The organism is Anaerosporobacter sp., from assembly GCF_965301125.1.
In genome coordinates this window covers 697-20,350 of record NZ_CBDLAM010000062.1, presented here as the reverse complement: position 1 = coordinate 20,350, position 19,654 = coordinate 697, and the positions used below count along the sequence as shown (strand labels likewise).

General features: G+C 35.1%; 19 protein-coding genes. 3 read left to right on the top strand and 16 right to left on the bottom strand.

The window, feature by feature from the left end; translation table 11 throughout:
- From ACW2QF_RS08865 to pdxS, 10 genes are all read right to left on the bottom strand, one after another.
- Positions 1–352 (bottom strand): hypothetical protein (locus ACW2QF_RS08865; RefSeq protein ID WP_455715640.1); only part of this gene is annotated, 352 nt, incomplete at its 3' end.
- Between the two features lie 106 nt (positions 353–458).
- Positions 459–1,223: a TIGR03915 family putative DNA repair protein gene (locus ACW2QF_RS08860; protein ID WP_455715639.1), complete on the bottom strand. Its 765-nt coding sequence runs from the start codon at positions 1,221–1,223 to the stop codon at positions 459–461.
- Positions 1,224–1,274: 51 nt separating this feature from the next.
- Positions 1,275–2,741: a putative DNA modification/repair radical SAM protein gene (locus ACW2QF_RS08855; protein ID WP_455715638.1), complete on the bottom strand. Its 1,467-nt coding sequence runs from the start codon at positions 2,739–2,741 to the stop codon at positions 1,275–1,277.
- 194 nt (positions 2,742–2,935) lie between these two features.
- Positions 2,936–3,649 carry a signal peptidase I gene (lepB, locus tag ACW2QF_RS08850; protein WP_455715637.1) on the bottom strand — a complete coding sequence of 238 codons (714 nt, stop codon included), beginning with the start codon at positions 3,647–3,649 and terminating at the stop codon, positions 2,936–2,938.
- Between the two features lie 75 nt (positions 3,650–3,724).
- Positions 3,725–3,970 (bottom strand): DNA-directed RNA polymerase subunit omega, encoded by a 246-nt coding sequence (gene rpoZ, locus ACW2QF_RS08845; protein WP_073290630.1) that lies wholly within the window; start codon positions 3,968–3,970, stop codon positions 3,725–3,727.
- Between the two features lies 1 nt (position 3,971).
- Complete coding sequence (gmk, locus tag ACW2QF_RS08840; RefSeq protein ID WP_455715641.1) at positions 3,972–4,604, bottom strand: guanylate kinase; 633 nt, start codon at positions 4,602–4,604, stop codon at positions 3,972–3,974.
- Positions 4,597–4,869 (bottom strand): DUF370 domain-containing protein, encoded by a 273-nt coding sequence (locus ACW2QF_RS08835; RefSeq protein WP_455715636.1) that lies wholly within the window; start codon positions 4,867–4,869, stop codon positions 4,597–4,599. Before ACW2QF_RS08835 ends, gmk begins: the two co-directional genes overlap by 8 nt.
- Positions 4,870–4,884: 15 nt before the next feature.
- The gene (locus ACW2QF_RS08830; protein WP_455715635.1) at positions 4,885–5,763 is read right to left on the bottom strand and encodes a YicC/YloC family endoribonuclease; all 879 of its coding nucleotides are present in this window, start codon (positions 5,761–5,763) and stop codon (positions 4,885–4,887) included.
- 158 nt (positions 5,764–5,921) lie between these two features.
- On the bottom strand, positions 5,922–6,518 hold the full coding sequence (pdxT, locus tag ACW2QF_RS08825; RefSeq protein WP_455715634.1) for a pyridoxal 5'-phosphate synthase glutaminase subunit PdxT: 597 nt from the start codon (positions 6,516–6,518) through the stop codon (positions 5,922–5,924).
- Between the two features lie 331 nt (positions 6,519–6,849).
- Entirely contained in the window at positions 6,850–7,725 is an 876-nt protein-coding gene (gene pdxS, locus ACW2QF_RS08820; RefSeq protein WP_455715633.1) for a pyridoxal 5'-phosphate synthase lyase subunit PdxS, read from the bottom strand.
- A gap of 510 nt (positions 7,726–8,235) precedes the next feature.
- Here pdxS and pdxR point away from each other — a divergent pair.
- The 3 genes from pdxR to ACW2QF_RS08805 all read left to right on the top strand — a co-directional run bounded on the left by pdxR (position 8,236) and on the right by ACW2QF_RS08805 (position 12,909).
- Positions 8,236–9,636: a MocR-like pyridoxine biosynthesis transcription factor PdxR gene (pdxR, locus tag ACW2QF_RS08815; protein WP_455715632.1), complete on the top strand. Its 1,401-nt coding sequence runs from the start codon at positions 8,236–8,238 to the stop codon at positions 9,634–9,636.
- Positions 9,637–10,260: 624 nt separating this feature from the next.
- Positions 10,261–12,009, top strand: a complete 1,749-nt coding sequence (locus ACW2QF_RS08810) for an Rqc2 family fibronectin-binding protein (protein ID WP_455715631.1) — start codon at positions 10,261–10,263, stop codon at positions 12,007–12,009.
- A gap of 93 nt (positions 12,010–12,102) precedes the next feature.
- Complete coding sequence (locus ACW2QF_RS08805; RefSeq protein WP_455715630.1) at positions 12,103–12,909, top strand: histidinol-phosphatase HisJ family protein; 807 nt, start codon at positions 12,103–12,105, stop codon at positions 12,907–12,909.
- Positions 12,910–13,066: 157 nt separating this feature from the next.
- On the opposite strand, the gene manA is transcribed toward ACW2QF_RS08805, so the two are convergent.
- The 6 genes from manA to ACW2QF_RS08775 form a co-directional block, all read right to left on the bottom strand.
- Positions 13,067–14,014 carry a mannose-6-phosphate isomerase, class I gene (manA, locus tag ACW2QF_RS08800; protein WP_455715629.1) on the bottom strand — a complete coding sequence of 316 codons (948 nt, stop codon included), beginning with the start codon at positions 14,012–14,014 and terminating at the stop codon, positions 13,067–13,069.
- Positions 14,007–14,918 (bottom strand): ROK family protein, encoded by a 912-nt coding sequence (locus ACW2QF_RS08795; protein WP_455715628.1) that lies wholly within the window; start codon positions 14,916–14,918, stop codon positions 14,007–14,009. The genes manA and ACW2QF_RS08795 overlap by 8 nt, the downstream gene beginning before the upstream one ends.
- Before the next feature lie 245 nt (positions 14,919–15,163).
- Complete coding sequence (gene trpB / locus ACW2QF_RS08790) at positions 15,164–16,378, bottom strand: tryptophan synthase subunit beta (protein WP_455715627.1); 1,215 nt, start codon at positions 16,376–16,378, stop codon at positions 15,164–15,166.
- Positions 16,379–16,535: 157 nt separating this feature from the next.
- Entirely contained in the window at positions 16,536–17,591 is a 1,056-nt protein-coding gene (locus tag ACW2QF_RS08785; protein ID WP_455715626.1) for an NAD(P)H-dependent flavin oxidoreductase, read from the bottom strand.
- Between the two features lie 312 nt (positions 17,592–17,903).
- Entirely contained in the window at positions 17,904–18,506 is a 603-nt protein-coding gene (locus ACW2QF_RS08780) for a ribonuclease H1 domain-containing protein (RefSeq protein WP_455715625.1), read from the bottom strand.
- Positions 18,507–18,612: 106 nt separating this feature from the next.
- Complete coding sequence (locus ACW2QF_RS08775; protein WP_455715624.1) at positions 18,613–19,554, bottom strand: C-terminal binding protein; 942 nt, start codon at positions 19,552–19,554, stop codon at positions 18,613–18,615.
- Between the last annotated feature and the right edge of the window lie 100 nt (positions 19,555–19,654).

The following is a 19,654-nucleotide window of genomic DNA, read 5'->3' as shown; positions in this document are numbered from 1 at the left end:
TTGTTGTTTTATTGTTGTTATTTGTGTTGTTATTAGTATTGTTATTATCAGTATTACCAGTAACATCATTTACACCATTCTCAACTCCATCAATAACATCATCAACACCATTTTGAATGTTTTCACCTACAGTGTTTCCATTTGTAGTACCATTTGTTGCTCCGTTGGTTGCTCCATTAGTTGCTCCATTAGTTGTTCCATTGGTTGCTCCATTGGTTGTAGTTCCATCTGTAGTTGTACCATTATTTTTTGTATTACCATTGTTATTTGTCCCATTACCATTAGTACATGCAGTCATTGCGAACATAGATAAACAGAACACGGTAATTAATACGTACAATTTCTTTTTCATGGAATATTCCTCCTAGTATACTATTACTTATAATAACTCCTCTACTTTAGTCTTAGGAAGTTATTACATATTACATAGTTAGTATTCCACTCTTATAATAAAATATTCATGTGAATTCAGTCATATTACTACGAAAACGTATTGGTAAATTTTGCCTTTGTAATTTAGGATTTGTTCTTTCTAAAATAGCAATGGAGTCAACAAAAGCTTTCCATAACTCTTCTAAATCCTCTTCCTCAGTATTAATTTTACCAAGTGCAGAAAAATCTACCTCAGAAGTATCTACTTGTACCCAACCTTCATTTATTTGATGAACAACAGCAATCTGACGGACTTCATCATGAATAATCCAATTCTCAACAGGTAATCGATCAGCGAAATGAGGTGCCAACAAAGTTACTACATTATTCTTAGGATTTATCTTAGCGTATAAAACTTTATTCTTTAGCTCTGAAAATCTCAAAAATCCAAGATAATGATGGACTTCATTACCAACAGCTCGATTCATCTCAAATATAGATTGTACACTTGAATTACTATAATTCGTTATGATAGATGAACCATAATGCAATCCAAGAATAATAAATCTGTAGATAACATCTGCCTTTTCTTCTCGATTCGTCATTGCTGCACGACAGATAGATTCATACGCTTCAACCGAAATTTTCTTCTTAATCGTTCTTGCAACCTTTTCCGATCTTTCATAATCTGTAATAACTGGAATATATGTTGAAAACAATTGATAATTAGTCTCCCTATCTATTAACTCAATTCGAATATTCTTATGTCCATATCCACTATCCCAAGCATTATAAATGGCAGTAAAAATTCCATCTAGGCTATCTTCACATTGAAAAATATATTGTTCCAAATTATCACCTCGTTTTGATAAACATTGAGAATTAAGAAGTTCTTCTCCAGTCTAAACAATACCTGTATTTATATTAAAACTCTTCACATCAAATAATGATAATTGCTGGTATGTTGTATTCTCTTCTAAACCTAATATGATCTTATCTTCTAATGATGTAAGCTGATTCATTATAAAGTTCTCATTAAATTTCATTGCATACATTGTTTTTCCGTTGCATGTAATAAAATAAATTGCTCTTTTTAAGACAACACCTATTTTTTTCAAATCTGCGAAATCCAACTTTGCATGCTTTCTTGCTTCTATAATTCGAGAAGCAGACTTAACTCCAATACCAGGAACACGTAATAATGTATAATAGTCAGCCTTATTGATTTCTACAGGGAATAAATGTAGGTTTCTAAGTGCCCAATCGCATTTAGGATCCAATAAAACATTAAAATTGGGTTGCTTCTCACTTAATAGCTCACTAGAACTAAATCCATAATATCTCATAAGCCAATCCGCTTGATATAATCGATGCTCTCTTAGTAGTGGAGGACCACCAGGAATTGTTGGTAACATACTGTCTTCATTTACCTTAATAAAAGCGGAATAAAAGACACGTTTTAAATTAAAATTACGATATAACGCCTCAGCGACAGAAACAACCTCAAAATCATTTTCTGGAGTTGCTCCAATAATCATCTGTGTACTCTGCCCAGCAGGGACATATACACGGTCACCTTTCTTCATATTAACTGCAGAAAGTCTTTTAACACGTAACGCATTCTCTTTATGAATAGAACTAACATCTTGATTACTTAATCCCGTTGCTATTATCCCTGTTTGCTTATCCCTTACAGCAATATCTTTATTCGGTAATAAAACTTGTCTATCCTTTAAACCTAACTCTTGTCTATTACTATATATTCCATTCTGAATCTGTTTCATAGGTCGCAATATATTCTTACGATTCTTATTGGGTGCTAGCATCTTAAGTCCATCTGCCGTAGGCAATTCTAGGTTAACACTCATACGATCTGCTAACCAACCTATTCTATCTACTAATTCCGAATCTGCTCCTGGTATGGCCTTTACGTGTATATATCCATTAAATTGATAGATCATACGCAATTGATACAATGTTTGATAGATCAGATCCATGGTATAATTAGGATTTCTCAATATTCCAGAACTTAAAAATAATCCCTCTATATAGTTTCTTCTATAAAATTCCATTGTTAATGAACAAACTTCTTCTGGTGTGAAAGATGTTCGTCTTACATCGTTGGAAGATCGATTTATACAGTATTTGCAATCAAAGATACATTCATTCGTAAACAATATTTTCAACAAAGAGATACATCTACCATCAGCTGAAAACGTATGGCAGATTCCACTAGCTATAGAATTCCCCATGCTTTTTCCATCACCTTTACGGTCGACACCACTAGAGGTACATGCCACATCATACTTAGCAGCATCTGATAAAATCTCTAATTTCTGTTGTATTGTTAAGCTCTCTTGATTATGCATATATGACGCCTCCAAAATTCGAACATATGTTTGTTTTTATTATTTTAGCACGTATAATTATTTTTTGCAATACTATATTTGTAATTATTTCACTAAAAATAAAAAAAATACAAAAAGACTCTTTGTCTAGTTAGACAAAGAGTCTTTTTACTCTAATATTCATCTGATTTCTTACTGCATCAGAATAGTTATCTTTAATCAACAAAACCAAATTTGTTAAGTGGCCAGATACGTACGAACGCTTTACCTTCAATATAGTCACGATGTACTGGGCCTATTTCTTCGTAGCGACTATCAAAACTAATTTCTCGATTATCTCCCATTAAGAAATATTCATCCTCCGCTAATGTAATTGGATCTTTGGCGATACCTGAGTAATGAATCGGATCTTTACCATAGTTTTCTTCAAGAATCTCTCCATTGATATAGATATCCTGACCAATAATCTGCACAGTTTCACCTGGTAAACCAATTACTCGCTTAACATAATACTCTTCCACATCTTTCCCGTAAGGATAGAATACAACGATATCAAATCGTTTTGGGTCACCGACCACATAACTAATCTTATCAATCAATAAGCTTTCTTCATTGTGTAAGGTATTCAACATCGAATCGCCATCAACTACTGTTCTTTGTAACACATAATTTGGAATAATATATAATCCAATAAAGAATATTATAATATATACAAGTAATTCCTTAATAATACTTGTACGTTTTTCTTTCTTAGAAACCTTATTATCTTGTAAAGGATTCCCTTTTTCCTCAACTTCATCTACCATTACTTCTTTAGAAGAAACTACCTCACTCAAAGCTGATATAGGATCGTTTTCATATGTGTCAACGTCTACAGTACTTTGTGCATTTTCGAAGTCATCATTTGAGTAATTTTCTTCTCGACTCATCCTGTTTCCCTCTTTCCCCGTATATCATAGTTTTGCAAAGACTGACGTTTTCAATTCTAAATAAACAAAGATGAATTAATCAACTAATGTATCTTCATCACCTACAATTTTTACTTTAGATTTATTTAATTCTTCTACAGCAATAGAAAGTGGTTTTGGGCAATTACAAGAAACGAATGGTTTACTTCCACTAATGATTTGTCTTGCTCTTTTTGATGTTGCTAAAACGATTGAATATCTGCTGTTAACTACTGGATCTTCTCCTGGTTCAACCTCGCTATTTACTACGTTCATTAAATCTGTATATGATGGATGTAACATATTATAAATCTCCTTTCTTAAATGCCATTAACTCTTTACTCATTTTCTCAATAAAAGAATCATTTCTCAATGTTCTACTATGTTCGTTTTCAATAATTTCATTCAGACGTTCAACACACTCATCTAAATCATCATTTACAACGATAAAATCGTATTCCTTCATAAAAACTGCTTCTTCAGATGCACGGTGTAAACGACTTTCAATCTTATCCATACTCTCCGTACCGCGATTGATAAGACGGCTCTTAAGCTCATTCGCATTCGGTGGAGTTATGAATAACAACAATGCCTCAGGAAATTGTTTTCTTACATGAAATGCTCCTTGTACCTCAATTTCTAAGATTACATCTTTTCCTGCCGCTAATTGTTCTTCTACATATTTCTTAGGTGTTCCATAGTAGTTACCGACATATTCAGCCCACTCTATTAATTCACCCTGCTCTATCATACTCTCAAAACGTTCTCTTGTCAAAAAGAAATATTCGCGCCCGTCTTCTTCGCCAGCACGTGGTGCTCTTGTAGTAGCTGATATGGATAATCCATAATCATATTTTTTTAATAGCGCTTTCATTAAGGTACCTTTTCCAGCACCCGAAAAGCCGGAAACAACAGTTAGTATTCCCTGTTTACTCATCATATTCACCCTTCTGATCCATTTCCTCTTTACTATTTACGCGGTTCGCAATTGTTTCTGGTAGTAGGGCAGATAATACAAGATGTCCGCTATCTGTTACTATGACGGCTCTTGTTTTTCTCCCACAAGTCGCATCAACTGCAGTTCCATTATCTTTTGCGGTCTGTACCATACGCTTTACTGGTGCTGCATCTGGACTAATAATTGAAACAATTTTCTTACTATTAATAATATTGCCAAAACCAATATTTACTAAACCATTCAAACAGATTCCCCATTTCTATTCAATATTCTGTATCTGTTCTCTTACTTTCTCGATTTCTGTCTTTAAATCAATTGCTATGTTGGTAATTTCCAAATCATTAGCTTTGGAAAGAATCGTATTCGCTTCGCGATTCATCTCTTGTGCAATGAAATCTAACTTTCTACCAATTCCATTTTCTTCATCTAGTGATGTTTTCATGTTATTGATATGACTCTTAAGTCTAACAGTCTCTTCATCTACACAGATCTTATCTGCAAATAATGTAATTTCTGTGGCTAGTATACTTTCATCAAGCTTTGTATCACCTAATAATTCTTGTACTTTAGCAGTAATCTTACTTCGATATTCTGAAATAATTTGTGGTGAACGACTTTCAACAGAATCAACCAAGCTAAGCATACTATCTAACTTGTTAATTAAATCATTCTTAAGATGTTCGCCTTCTCTTGTACGTGATTTAACAAATTGTTCACAAGCCTGAGCGATTACTCCTTCTAATAAATTCCATAATTCTGTCTCATCAACTGTCTGTTCTTCTAAAGTTAATACTTCTGGATATCTAGACAAACTAGAAACATTAATATCATTATTCAGATGGAATTCATCTCCCATTTGTCTTAATTTTTCTACATATTCTTTTGCTATGTTAGAGTTGTATTTCACACAAACTTTGTTTTCTGTATAATCTTCATATGATATAAATACATCAACTTTTCCTCTTTGGATGTATTTCTTAAGTAAACTTCTAATTGTTGCCTCATAAAAACCTAGCTTCTTAGGCATCTTTATCGAGATATCACAGTAACGATGATTAACTGACTTCATCTCAACAACGATTTTTCTCTCTTCGTTTGATAGTTCATACCTACCAAAACCTGTCATGCTTCTTAACATTAGACTCACGTCCTTCATTCTAATGGAAGATTCCTTCCAATTTCTATTCTTACCTAAATTACTGCACTTGACGGCTAATTATTAAGTCAAAATTACCATCAACTTGAGGGATAGAAACCGTTCTATCCCTCAAGACACACTTGTTTAATTATAGATTACTATGCTATATAAGTCAAGTTCTTATTACTATTTTCCACTATTAACTGGACAAATTTTTCATGTATTTTCGTACATTCACATAACTCTGGATGGAATGCCATTCCAAGTTGATTCTTGTATTTCACCATAACTATGTGTTCATCAACTGTTGCTAAAACCTCTACATTGTCTTTCACTGATTCAATATATGGAGCACGAATGAATTCCATTGGTACGTTACCAATCCCCTTCACTTCTCCTACTGTACGAAAACTTCCTAACTGTCTGCCATAAGCGTTGCGCTTAACAACCACAGGTAGTGTCTTAATATACGCTTTATCATCGTTACTAATCTGCTCGGCCAATAAAATTAATCCAGCACAGGTAGCTAATGTCGGTATCCCCTCTTTAATTTGTTGTTGCAATTTATCAAACATCCCTAAATCTTTTAATAACTTACCTTGAACCGTACTCTCACCACCAGGCAAGATAATTCCATCATATTCTTTCTCTAAATCAGCTGCCTGGCGTAACTCAATACACGAAACACCAAGTTGCTCCATACGTTTTTCATGTTCAATAAATGCACCTTGAACTGCTAGAACTGCTACTTTCATTCTCTAGTCCTCCTTTATATTAAGCCTCAAATACCAAGGAATTGCAAAACATCGTTAGGTAAATTTGTATCGTAGACTACGCACTATGACTAAAAAACGATAGTGGAACGTCTATAGTACTTCTTAGTGTGTGTTATGCTACAAAGGACGGCGAGGCAAGGAAGCCGAGCCAGCTTGAACACGACAGGATGTCGTGTTGAAAGCGGGTCCGTACCTTTTAAAATACATTCCACACACACTTAGAAGTACTTGGACGTGAAGCGTGTTTTGTGTCATAGTGCGTAGTCTATGATGCAACTTAGAAAACTAACAATAGTTTTGCAGGTTTTACCTAAATCCCTCTCTCTGCCATAAGAAGTTTGATTTCTTGTTCATTGATTCCAACCATTGCTTCACCTAAATCCGCAGATAACTTAGCAATCATATCTGCATCCTTATAATTCGTAACTGATTTCACAATTGCCTCTGCTCTCTTTCGCGGATTACCAGATTTGAATATTCCTGACCCAACGAATACACCTTCTGCACCTAATTGCATCATTAGTGCGGCATCTGCTGGAGTAGCCACACCTCCTGCAGCAAAGTTTACCACTGGGATTATTCCATTCTTATGTACATATTCCACTAAATCATAAGGAACTTGTAATTCCTTCGCTTCTTGATATAATTCTTCTTCTCTCATGGAAGTAATTCTAGCAATTTCACGGTTCATCATACGCATATGGCGAACAGCTTGAATAATATCACCAGTTCCAGGTTCTCCTTTCGTACGAATCATGGAAGCACCTTCTTGAATTCTACGAAGAGCTTCCCCTAGATCTTTCGCACCACATACAAAAGGCACTTTAAAATTCGTCTTATCAATGTGATACACATCATCTGCCGGAGATAATACCTCACTCTCATCAATATAATCAATCTCGATAGCTTCAAGAATCTGTGCTTCCACGAAATGTCCAATCCTACATTTAGCCATAACCGGAATAGAAACAGCCTTTTGGATACCCTGAATCATCTTAGGATCACTCATTCTAGAAACCCCACCAGCTGCACGAATATCCGCTGGAATTCTTTCAAGAGCCATAACTGCACAAGCACCTGCTGCTTCCGCTATCTTAGCCTGTTCCGGGGTCGTTACATCCATAATAACTCCCCCCTTTAACATCTGTGCCAATTCCTTGTTTAACTCATATCTGTTATCTGCCATAACAATTACCTGTAACGAAGATACGTATCGTTACTTATCCTTTCTTCAAATAAAATTTCAACTTATAAATAATATCTTTTTGCTTTTTATTACTATATACTTTCCTTTTTGATTTGCGAAACTCACCAAAGTCTTGACTCATACTTCTAGCTTTGAACACTATGCTAAGAAACGATAGCAAAGTAACTATAGTACTTCTTAGTGTGTGCTAAAAAACCTAGGAAGACGAGGCAAGGACGCCGAGTCAGTCATCACCGTGACAGGATGTCACGTTGATGACGTTTCCGCACGGAACTCTAACCTAACCGCACACACTTAGAAGTACTTAGTTACGAAGCGTGTTTCGTGCATAGTGTTCACAGCTAGAAGTATGTTCGATACCCCCAAAGAGTTTCGCTCCCCACAAAACCTTGATTTTCCTTATGTATCCAATTATAATTATATCTGACCATAATTAAATATCCATTTCGGATATATTCAAAATGGTCAGATTGGAGTTAATTACATATCATGTTAACCTATTCCTTTGCTGATATAGGGTCAGATACCTTATACGAACATTTATACAAATGTATTAAAAACGATATATTACAAGGCGTTCTTCCCCCTGGCGATAAATTGCCATCAAAGCGAACATTCGCAAAGAATCTGAACATAAGCACAATTACAATCGAAAATGCTTACGCTCAGTTACTTGCGGAAGGATATATTTATTCCATACCAAAGAAGGGATATTTCGTGGCTGATTTAAATCGAAAGAATCAAGATACTGCTCCAATTCGTACCGAAAATATAGCTACAGTTGCAAATCCTGATATCTATTTTGCTGATTTTATCAGTAATCAAACAAATCCAGATAACTTTCCCTTCTCAGTTTGGACCAAATTAATGAGAGAAATCATATTGGATAAAAGTCGAGAACTAATGACAAATTCACCATGTGGAGGAATCATGGAATTGCGATGTGCAATTGCAGGTCACCTAAGAGAATTCCGTAATATGAGTGTTTCATCAGAACAAATTATCATCGGTGCGGGTACAGAATATCTCTATGGCTTATTGATCCAGCTTCTAGGTCATAATCGCATCTATGGAGTGGAAGACCCTGGCTATCGTAAAGTCGCACAAATCTACAGAAGTAATCAAGTAGCTTGTCATTACATACCGCTGGACGAAAATGGTGTCACCATTGATAGTCTAGAAACTAACAACATTGATATCATACATACCAGTGTATCTCATCACTATCCAACTGGGATCATAACTCCTATTAGTCGTCGCTATGAGTTACTTGGTTGGGCAGCCAAATCCGAAACACGCTATATTATAGAGGATGATTACGACAGCGAATTTCGCTTAATGGGAAAGCCAATTCCTTCCCTTCAAAGTATTGATGTGATGGAAAAAGTAATTTACATGAATACATTTACCAAGAGTTTAGCATCAACCATACGTGTCAGCTATATGATACTGCCAAATCATCTTTTACATAAGTTTTATGAAACCTTGAGCTTCTACTCCTGTACTGTATCAAACTTTGAACAATATACCTTAGCCAGATTTATAAAAGAAGGCTATTTTGAGAAACATATAAATCGAATGAGAAACTATTATCGAGGACAAAGGGATTTAATAATGCAATGTATCCAAGACAATCCAAATGCTGTTAAGATAAGAATAACAGAAGAAGACTCTGGATTACATTTTCTTATGCATATATCAACAGATAAAACAGATAAAGCAATAGTCCAAGAAGCTCTTCATCAAGGAATCCGAATATCCTGTCTCTCCGATTATTATCATAATGAAACCAAAGAAAATCTACACACGTTAATTATAAATTATTCCAATCTACCACCAACTATAATGAAAGAAGCCATAACTAGACTATGTGAAGCGATATTTAGATAAAGTTAGAATATAAGCCTTATCTAGTGATTTATGATAAATATACAGATATTAAATATTTCCGCTAGATTAACTTACTCAAACTTTGTACTAAAAACTTCATATAGAGTAGGAATTTTGTTGAATATAGCAGTTAGCTACCTTGAAATCTTCAAGTACGAAGTTTGATTACCTTCCTAGTACTTGTGTCTATACGTAAAACAGCAAAACTCTTAATTATTTAGATCAGCTTCTTAGCTGATGCACTATGACTAAGAAACAATAGCATAACATCTATAGTACTTCTTAGTGTGTATTCAACAACCTAGGAATGCGAGGCAAGGATGCCGAAGCAAGCCGTGCGATGCAGATATTATTAGCTTTAGATTACCTATATGTCATCGCGCTAGGGAGGCAGGATGCCGAATCGAAGGCGGTTCCGTATCACTTAGATAACCTCCCCATACACACATAGAAGTACTTAGATGAGAAGCGTGTTTCGTGTCATAGTACATCATCTAAGAAGCTTCGAAAACCTAAACAGAGTTTTGCCTCAATAATAAAAATACAAGTCCCTCGAAGCTAATATTGGTTTTTTCAAGGTAATGTGGTACACTATGGATAATTCATAGAAAAGGAGTTTTTACTATGGCATTAGACGGACTCGTTATTGCAAATGTAATAAAAGAACTAAACGACACCCTCCTTGGTGGTCGTATTAATAAAATATCGCAACCAGAAAATGATGCACTTGTATTATTAGTAAAGAATAATCGTACCCAATACAAACTATTCTTATCAGCGAATGCAAGTCTTCCATTAATCTATATCACACAGGAAAACAAACCAAATCCTATCACCGCACCGAATTTTTGTATGCTACTACGTAAACATCTAAATAGTGCGAAGATTCTAAGCATTACGCAACCAGGACTTGAACGTATTATCGATATTGAAATTGAGCATCTCAATGAACTTGGCGATGTTTGTACCAAGCATCTAATTACAGAGATTATGGGAAAACACAGTAACATCATCTTCTGTGATGATAAGAACATGATTATAGATAGTATTAAGCATATCTCTGGATTGGTTTCTTCCGTACGTGAAGTGCTTCCAGGAAGAGAATACTTTATCCCTGAGACACAAGATAAATGGAATCCACTCACTGTAGATTATGAGCATTTTATAGAGAAAGTTATGACCAAGCCTCTAGCGATATCCAAGGCTTTATATACTTCTCTAACTGGAATTAGCCCATTGATTGCAAATGAAATTTGCCATCGTGCTTCCATTGACGGCGAAGCTTCTACAAGTTCACTAAGTGAATTAGAAGGTTTACATCTATATAAGAACTTTGAACGACTAATAGAAGAAATTAAAACGAATTCTTTTCGTCCAAATATTATCTATAAGAATGGCGATCCTGTAGAGTTTTCTAGTACTAGCTTAACAACATACGAAACTTATGAGCATAAGGATTTTGATTCCGTAAGTGAATTACTCGAGCAATATTATGCAACGAAAAATACCTTAACAAGAATTCGCCAAAAATCAGTAGACTTACGTAAAATTGTATCCAATGCCATTGAACGTACGCGTAAGAAATATGATTTGCAGATGAAACAATTAAAAGATACCGACAAACGTGACAAGTACAAAGTTTATGGAGAACTTATCACTGCATATGGTTACTCAGTTGAAGAGGGTTCAAAGCAAATGACCGCTCTCAATTACTATACCAATGAAGAAGTTACTATTCCACTTGATCCAACCATTACACCAATCGAAAACGCAAAGAAATACTTTGATAAATACAGTAAATTAAAACGTACTTATGAAGCTCTAACAAAATTCACACTAGAAACCAAAGAAGAACTTGAGCATCTGGAATCTATCAGCGCTGCTCTTGATATTGCTCTTTTAGAGGAAGATCTAATTCAATTAAAAGAAGAATTAATGGAATATGGTTATATGAAGAGAAAATTTGTTTCTAAAAAAGAAGCAAAGAAACAGAAATCTGCAAGTAAACCGTTCCACTACATCTCTTCCGATGGATTCCATATGTATGTGGGTAAAAATAACTTCCAAAACGACGAGCTAACTTTCAAATTTGCTGTAGGTAACGATTGGTGGTTCCATGCAAAAGGTATGGCAGGCTCACATGTAATTGTAAAAACCAATGGGGAAGAACTTCCTGATCGAACATTTGAAGAAGCGGGAAGATTAGCTGCTTACTATTCAAAAGCAAGAGAACTTACAAAAGCTGAGATTGATTATACAGAAAAGAAAAATGTAAAGAAACCAAGTGGGGGAAAACCAGGTTTTGTTGTATATTATACAAACTATTCACTAATGATTGAGCCGGATATAACAGGTATTGAAGAAGTTAAGTAATTATAATCAAATAACTTATGGGTAGGACAATTTCCACCATATTTACAAACTGTATTTACGACTCAAATGAGACAATACGAAAGGGAGGATACCATGATATTATCCGATTATCACATGCACTCAAGTTTTTCAGACGATTCTGAAGCCACAATGTCTAGTATGATTCAGCGTTCCATTGAACTTGGTTTTCATACAATATGTTTTACCGATCACATGGACCTAGACTTTCCATTAGAATTCGGAGGCGGATTTATATTCAATACAGATATCTATAAGAATCACCTAGAAACATTACGTGAAAAATACGCTGATCAAATTACGATTCTACGTGGTGTTGAATATGGTTTAAGACCTTACCTTAAAGAGCAATATCGCGCACTAACAGAGAAAAACGATTTTGATTTCATCATTGGTTCCTCTCATCTTGTTGGAAATATTGATCCTTATCATAAAGAATATTGGGAAGGAATAACGGAAGAAGAAGGTATCACAAAGTATTTGGAGGCAATCTATGCGAACGCACAAACATTTGATGATTTCGATATTTATGGTCATATTGATTATGCCGTTCGATATGCTCCTAACCAAAATAAAAATTATAGTTATGTCAAATATGCCGATCTAATTGATGAAATCTTCAAAACATTAATTCAAAAAGGAAAAGGTATTGAAGTAAATACTGCTGGATATAAATATGGTCTTGGCCATCCACATCCACAAAGCGATGTATTAAAACGCTATAAAGAACTAGGTGGTGAAATTATAACCATCGGTTCAGATGCTCATAAGCCAGAACATCTTGGTTATGATTTCAACAAGGCGGAAGATTTACTGAAAAGCCTTGGTTTTGAATACTATACGATTTTTGAGAAGAGACAACCACAATTTATTGCGTTATAGAAACATTACTAACATTAAAGGACGTAGTTTTCGTATGAAATCTACGTCCTTTAATGTTGTAGTTGAAGAGTAGAATCACCGACTAAAATGAATATCAGCGAAATAAAAAACTCTTAGAAATTATTATAACCAATAATTTCTAAGAGTTTTCATCTAACTAATAAGAACAAATCAATGACATATTTCCCTCTAACGTATACTCACCATATCCGTAAGGAAGAATGAAATGAGTACCTTTCTTAATGTCAACTCCATCAATTGATCCTTCTCCATCAATTACACTATAGATTTTGAAATTCTTATCTTGAGTTAACTTAGCACTTCCGTGAACGTCTTGTTTTACAACAGTGTAGTAAGAGCAAGAAACTAAAGCTTCATTATCAATAGAATCTCCTTTTACCAATTCACGTTTACTTGAAGCTGAGTCTACATCAAATGGTGCCTTAATTACATCAATACTCTTTTCAATATGTAATTCTCTTGGCTTACCATCTGTTAAACGATCATAATCATACACACGATAAGTAATATCACTGTTTTGTTGTGTTTCTAAAATTAAAGTACCACCTTTAATTGCATGAACAGTTCCTGGGTTGATTTGGAAGAAATCACCCTTCTTAATAGGAATTGTACGAATAAATTCATTCCAGCGTCCTTCATGGATCATCTGTGCAACTTCTTCTTTATCCTTTGCATTATGTCCAACAACAATTGTTGCATCTGAGTCACAATCAAGAATATACCAGCATTCTGTCTTACCAAAAGAACCATTCTCGTTCACTTTCGCATAAGCGTCATCTGGATGCACTTGAATACTTAAATCTTGTTTCGCATCAATTATCTTAATTAATAATGGGAAACGATCACCTTCTAGATTTCCAAAAAGTTCTCTATGATTCTTCCATAGCTCTGATAATGTATTTCCTTTAAATGCTCCTGAAGCAACTGCACAATCTCCATGATCATGTGCACTTACTGCCCAACATTCTCCTGTATGATCACTAGGAATCTCATAGTGGAAATCATCACGTAATCTTGTTCCACCCCATAATACTTCTTTCATTACTGGCTCTAAAAATATAATTTGTTCCGTTTTATTATTCATTTAAATCTATTCTCCTTTTTCCTCTTCTTATGGTATTATTAATTTCATCAATTGCTAGTTTTATACAGCCCATAATTCCCTGATTATCATTAAGCTTAGGAAATACGATATAATCCTCCATAGCACGTAATTCTTCTGTATTAATATATCCATTCAACATACGTAATACTTCTCTATGAATGATTGGCATCAATTGTTCTTGATGCATTACGCCACCACCAAGTACAATTCTTTGTGGTGATAAGGTAAGTATATAATTTACCAAAGCTTGAGCTATATAAAATCCTTCAAGTTCCCATACTTCTTCATTATCTGTTAGTTCATATGCCTTCTTCCCATATCTTGCTTCAATGGCAGGCCCTGCTGCTAATCCTTCCATACAATTATCATGGTATGGACAACACCCTTTAAAAGTGTCCTTTGGGTGTCTTGCTAATAGAATATGTCCTGCTTCTGGATGTAACATCCCATGAAGTGGCTTCCCATCTATGATTACTCCAACACCTACCCCAGTTCCTATTGTTATATAGATACTGTTGTTTACATCTTTCGTAATTCCCCATGTGGCTTCTCCGATTGCAGAAGCATTCACATCTGTATCAAATCCCACTGGTACTTTCAGCATATCTCGAAACGTACCAACGATATTGAAGTTTCTCCAAGGTAGTTTCGGTGTTGATGTAATATATCCATATGTACTAGATTCTCTATTCAAATCCAGTGGACCAAAACATCCGATTCCTAATGCATCGATTTGTCTACTCTTGAAATAATCAACTAATTCTGGCATAGTGGTTTCTGGCGTTTTCGTTGGTATCGATAATCTCTCAAGGATTTCTCCCTGCCCATTCCCAATTGCAACAACCATCTTTGTTCCACCAGCTTCTAATGCACCTATTCTCATTTGATAACCTCCTGGTCAATTTGTTAAGGTCAATGCATCTTTAGTGCTTACAAGTTAATTTTAAGTTTATATTTAATTAATTTCAAGTAAAACTTGAATTAATTTGAAAAAAGTTAAATAATTTCAAAAAGACAATTTTCATCTTAATATAAATTTTACCTTATCATATGCCACGGTAAAATTCTAAATGAAAATTGTCTTTAACTTTTCTATATCATTTGATTAAACTCACTTGTTTTCCAGTCTTATAGGAACTGTTCTCCAAGACCATAATGTTCAACTACATAATCAATATCCTTATCACCACGCCCACTTAAACAAACAAGTATAGAGCCTTGTTTCATCTCCTGCGCCTTACGAATTGCATATGCTACTGCATGCGAACTTTCAATTGCAGGAATAATACCCTCTAAACGGGATAATTGGAAGAAAGCGTCCATTGCTTCTTCATCTGATGCTGTCGTATATTCAATTCTGCCAAGGTCATGTAAGAATGCATGCTCTGGTCCAACTGATGGATAATCAAGACCACTTGCAATAGAATATACTGGTGCTGGTTCTCCCTTATCATCCTTGAGCATGATGCTTTCGAATCCATGCATGATACCTTTCTCACCGTATGTCATTGAAGCTGCATGATCACCAAGTTCAGTACCTCTGCCAAGTGGTTCAACACCGACGATATCAACTGGTTCCTCTAAAAACGGAATAAACATACCGGCTGAATTACTTCCTCCACCGACACAGGCAGTTACCACATCAGGAAGTAAACCAGTCATCTCTTTGAATTGATCCTTCGCTTCATATCCAATAACTGATTGAAAATCACGAACCATTAATGGAAATGGATGTGGCCCAAGTGCTGAACCGATACAGTAGATAGAATCCTTATAGTTTTTCGCATAGGATTCAAAAGCAGAATCTACTGCTTCTTTCAAGGTCTTAAGTCCTGCTGAAACAGGAACAACCTTCGCACCGAGTATCTTCATTCTTGTTACGTTTGGTGCCTGTTTTGCTATATCTACTTCCCCCATATGTATCTCACATTCTAATCCAAAGAAGGCTGCTGCCGTTGCAAGAGCAACACCATGTTGCCCTGCACCAGTTTCTGCAATTAATCGTTTCTTCCCCATATATTTGGCTAGTAATCCTTCTCCCATACAATGGTTTAATTTATGAGCACCTGTATGATTTAAGTCTTCTCGTTTCAGATAGATTTGACAATTTCCATATTTCTTAGACAATCTTTCACAATGATACACTGGTGTTGGTCTTCCCTGAAATTCTTTACGAATTCTTCTTAATTCACTAATGAATTGTGAGGAGTGACAAATCGTTTGATATGCATCATTAATTTCTTCAAATGCTGGTTTTAGTTCATCTGATAGATAAGCTCCACCATAAGGCCCAAATCTTCCGTCTTTATCAGGGTAGTTTCTTAAATATGTTCTGTAATCCATATTTGTATAAATCCTTTCTATAGTAGTTTTTTCAACCTAGCTTTACACTTCACATGGTTAAATCTCACGTCTGTGCAATCACTTCAACGTTTTAAATCGTTAAATCAATTGTATCATAGTCTTATTCAAAACGTCAACTATATCTAGGATTTACTCTTTATACCGTCAATTCCTCGAGTACCTGCTTAACCGTAGTAATTTCATTCAAACGATAGGCATTCTCTCCACAGAATATTAATCCTTCCTCTAAATTACCTTCTACTGCATTAGTAAGGGCCTTTGTTATGCAATATGGTACTTCCTTTGGATTGCAATGTTCCAAACAATTGAAACAATGCTTAATCTCACTTCTACCTTTTGTAACCTTCTCTAAAAATGGATTCCAGATTGCTCTACCAGGCATTCCTACAGGGCTCTTAATAATGCGGATATCTTCCTTTTTACAGTTTATATAAGCTTGTTTATAAGCATCGGAAGCATCGCATTCTTTCGTTGTAACGAATCTTGTTCCAACTTGTATCCCATCAGCGCCTATACTTAGAGCTCTCTTTGCATCTTCTTTGTCAAATATTCCACCAGCTACAATAACAGGGATATCCTGATTGTATTTTCCTTCATATTCTTTTGTTAGATCTATAATTTTCTTAATTTCTTCCTCATAAGCGTCCATATCAATATCAACTAATTCATCCTCATGAAAGCCTAGGTGTCCACCTGCCAGTGGTCCTTCAATTACAATAAAATCAGCAGTTCTATTGTACTTTCTATCCCACATCTTAAGTATAACAGATGTAGCCTTAAGGCTTGATACAATTGGAGCAATTTTACTAACACTACCTTTTACTAACTCTGGTAAATTAACTGGTAAACCCGCACCACTAATAATAACATCTGCTTTTGCTTCAACAGCTGATTTAACGTATTCTGCGTATTGTTTTGTTGCTACCATAATATTAACACCAACGATTCCGCCTTTTGCGATTTCTTTTGCGCGCTTTAGATGTTTCTTAATTGCTTGTAGATTCGTCTCAATTGGCTTCCTACCGAACTCTTCCTCATCATATCCAATTTGAGCAGTTGAAATAATACCAATTCCACCTTCTAGTGCAACTGTACCAGCAAGGTTAGAACGGCTGATTCCAACTCCCATACCTCCTTGGATAATTGGTAAACGGGCTTTTAAATTTCCTATTGTAAGTGGTTTCATTAACATAGATCTATCCTCCTATACTGTCTTTGTATAGCATTTTCCATTTTAGTTTGACTATCAAACAATTTACAGTATACTCTCATTGGGTATTATAGTCAATATTTAATAGTATTATATTCTTAATTATATAGTTTTAATAACTATATGTGATTTTATACAATTATATATCAAAATTACATGCTTGTTCACGGATTCTCAGCTACATACTTAACAGCAACTACACATAATCCCTTTTTAGCCCCAAAAAGGTTGTAACAAAATACTTTTTTGTTACAACCTTTCTCTACTACAATTAAGTTTAATATTATTTTCCTATTATGCCATTCCAAGAGCCCTCTTAGCTAGCACGTCTACCCTTTCATTTAATTCCACACCAGTATGAGCTGCAACCTTATGGAAATTAACATGTAAATCATTTTTCATTGCATTATAAGCATCACGATATGCCTGTGTTCCTTCTTTCTTAGCTTGCCAAGCACCTGTACACCATTTTTCAATTCCCTCATAATCATAATAAAGGTCTAATTCTTTAATATTTTTCTCCACGCATAGTTCCATCATTTTGCGTGCTCCTAGTATTTCTCCTGCAACATTACGCATATCTGCTAAGGCAGAATCTGTACCCTTTTGACTATATTCTTCTTCTTTACCCATGTATAATAAAACCGCACCAAAGCTATATTCTTTTGTATGCACATTATAGCTACCATCTACATAAGCAATTGCCTTTTCATGGTCGGCTACTGGTTCTCTCTCCACCTTCTTTGCACCCATGACATAATCCATTGCTTCCTGATTGGTCTTAAAACTCTTATACTCCGCTCCGCTAAATCCGTTGATTTGTGTCTGACATTCTGCCCAGGAATGAAACACGCCTGTTTTTCTTCCCTTACGAACAGCATAAAATTTACTTGGCATATATAATGATACTCCTTCCAGATACTTTATTAACCAAACTATTGCTTAAGACATCCTATCATTAACACTAAGGCAAGTCAACACAATCCATGTTTATAACAATATACTACCTAAACTCTTTAATGATGTTTTTACAAGTAATTCTCTGTAAATCCTCCATGGATTGTTTTGAAAAGAATGCTGCATGTGGAGTAATGATAACATTATCTCTTCCTAGTAACGGATTATCTACTAGCCCGGGGTTTTCTTCCGTCAATACATCTATACCTGCTGCACGTATATATCCTAGATCAAGAGCCGAAACAAGCGCTTTTTCATCTACGCATGCCCCTCTTCCTAAATTCAAAAAGATCGGTCTCTTCTTCATCTTCTTGTATTCACCCTCTCCAAAATATCTCCCATTACTTTCTGTTTGATTCATATGATTGGTTATTATATCACTATTTTCAAGCGCATATTCTTTACTAACTAACCTTACTCCCATACTCTTAGCAACGGATTCATCTACATATGGGTCTACAGCCAAAACCTCCATATCAAACGCCTTTGCCCTCTTAGCTACAGCTTGTCCAATTCTTCCAAATCCAAAGATGGCAAGTGTCTTGTACGATAGCCGTTCCATCTCGTTCGCAGATTGATAACTCCATACATGATTCTTCTCAATTGCAAGAGAATATACTTTCAGATTTCGCACCAGTGCTAGCATCAGAGCCATCGTATGTTCGGCCACCTCCTTTGTGCAATAATCCTTTACTGTAAGTACAATCACATTGTGCTTCTTTGCTTCCTCCATATCTATGGTTCCATAGCCTGTTGCATTGACTGAAATGCATCTTAACTTTTTCGCTCGTTCAAAGACCTTCTTCGTTATTGGAATAAATGCCATGGACAAGGCATCAACATCTTCTATCTTTTCCAAAAAATCTTCTTCTGAAAGATACGGATAAACTTCAATCTTTGCATCAGGTAAATGCTCCTTTAACAATGCAATTTCGTATGATATATTCCGGTTTAATTCTTCTTCATAGTCACTGATTAATATCTTCATAAATACTCCTTTCCCTTCCAAAATAATATTGTATTTTAAGACTCTCTAATACAGTTGCTTAAATCTAAGTTAATAAAATTAAGTTTCTAGTATAATTTCT

Bases quoted from the DNA above. Each gene is read 5' to 3' on its own strand.
- ACW2QF_RS08855 (WP_455715638.1), bottom strand. From the start codon at position 2,741: ATGCATAATCAAGAGAGCTTAACAATACAACAGAAATTAGAGATTTTA.
- lepB (WP_455715637.1), bottom strand. From the start codon at position 3,649: ATGAGTCGAGAAGAAAATTACTCAAATGATGACTTCGAAAATGCACAA.
- rpoZ (WP_073290630.1), bottom strand. From the start codon at position 3,970: ATGTTACATCCATCATATACAGATTTAATGAACGTAGTAAATAGCGAG.
- gmk (WP_455715641.1), bottom strand. From the start codon at position 4,604: ATGAGTAAACAGGGAATACTAACTGTTGTTTCCGGCTTTTCGGGTGCT.
- ACW2QF_RS08830 (WP_455715635.1), bottom strand. From the start codon at position 5,763: ATGTTAAGAAGCATGACAGGTTTTGGTAGGTATGAACTATCAAACGAA.
- pdxT (WP_455715634.1), bottom strand. From the start codon at position 6,518: ATGAAAGTAGCAGTTCTAGCAGTTCAAGGTGCATTTATTGAACATGAA.
- pdxS (WP_455715633.1), bottom strand. From the start codon at position 7,725: ATGGCAGATAACAGATATGAGTTAAACAAGGAATTGGCACAGATGTTA.
- pdxR (WP_455715632.1), top strand. From the start codon at position 8,236: ATGTTAACCTATTCCTTTGCTGATATAGGGTCAGATACCTTATACGAA.
- ACW2QF_RS08810 (WP_455715631.1), top strand. From the start codon at position 10,261: ATGGCATTAGACGGACTCGTTATTGCAAATGTAATAAAAGAACTAAAC.
- ACW2QF_RS08805 (WP_455715630.1), top strand. From the start codon at position 12,103: ATGATATTATCCGATTATCACATGCACTCAAGTTTTTCAGACGATTCT.
- manA (WP_455715629.1), bottom strand. From the start codon at position 14,014: ATGAATAATAAAACGGAACAAATTATATTTTTAGAGCCAGTAATGAAA.
- ACW2QF_RS08795 (WP_455715628.1), bottom strand. From the start codon at position 14,918: ATGAGAATAGGTGCATTAGAAGCTGGTGGAACAAAGATGGTTGTTGCA.
- trpB (WP_455715627.1), bottom strand. From the start codon at position 16,378: ATGGATTACAGAACATATTTAAGAAACTACCCTGATAAAGACGGAAGA.
- ACW2QF_RS08785 (WP_455715626.1), bottom strand. From the start codon at position 17,591: ATGTTAATGAAACCACTTACAATAGGAAATTTAAAAGCCCGTTTACCA.
- ACW2QF_RS08780 (WP_455715625.1), bottom strand. From the start codon at position 18,506: ATGCCAAGTAAATTTTATGCTGTTCGTAAGGGAAGAAAAACAGGCGTG.
- ACW2QF_RS08775 (WP_455715624.1), bottom strand. From the start codon at position 19,554: ATGAAGATATTAATCAGTGACTATGAAGAAGAATTAAACCGGAATATA.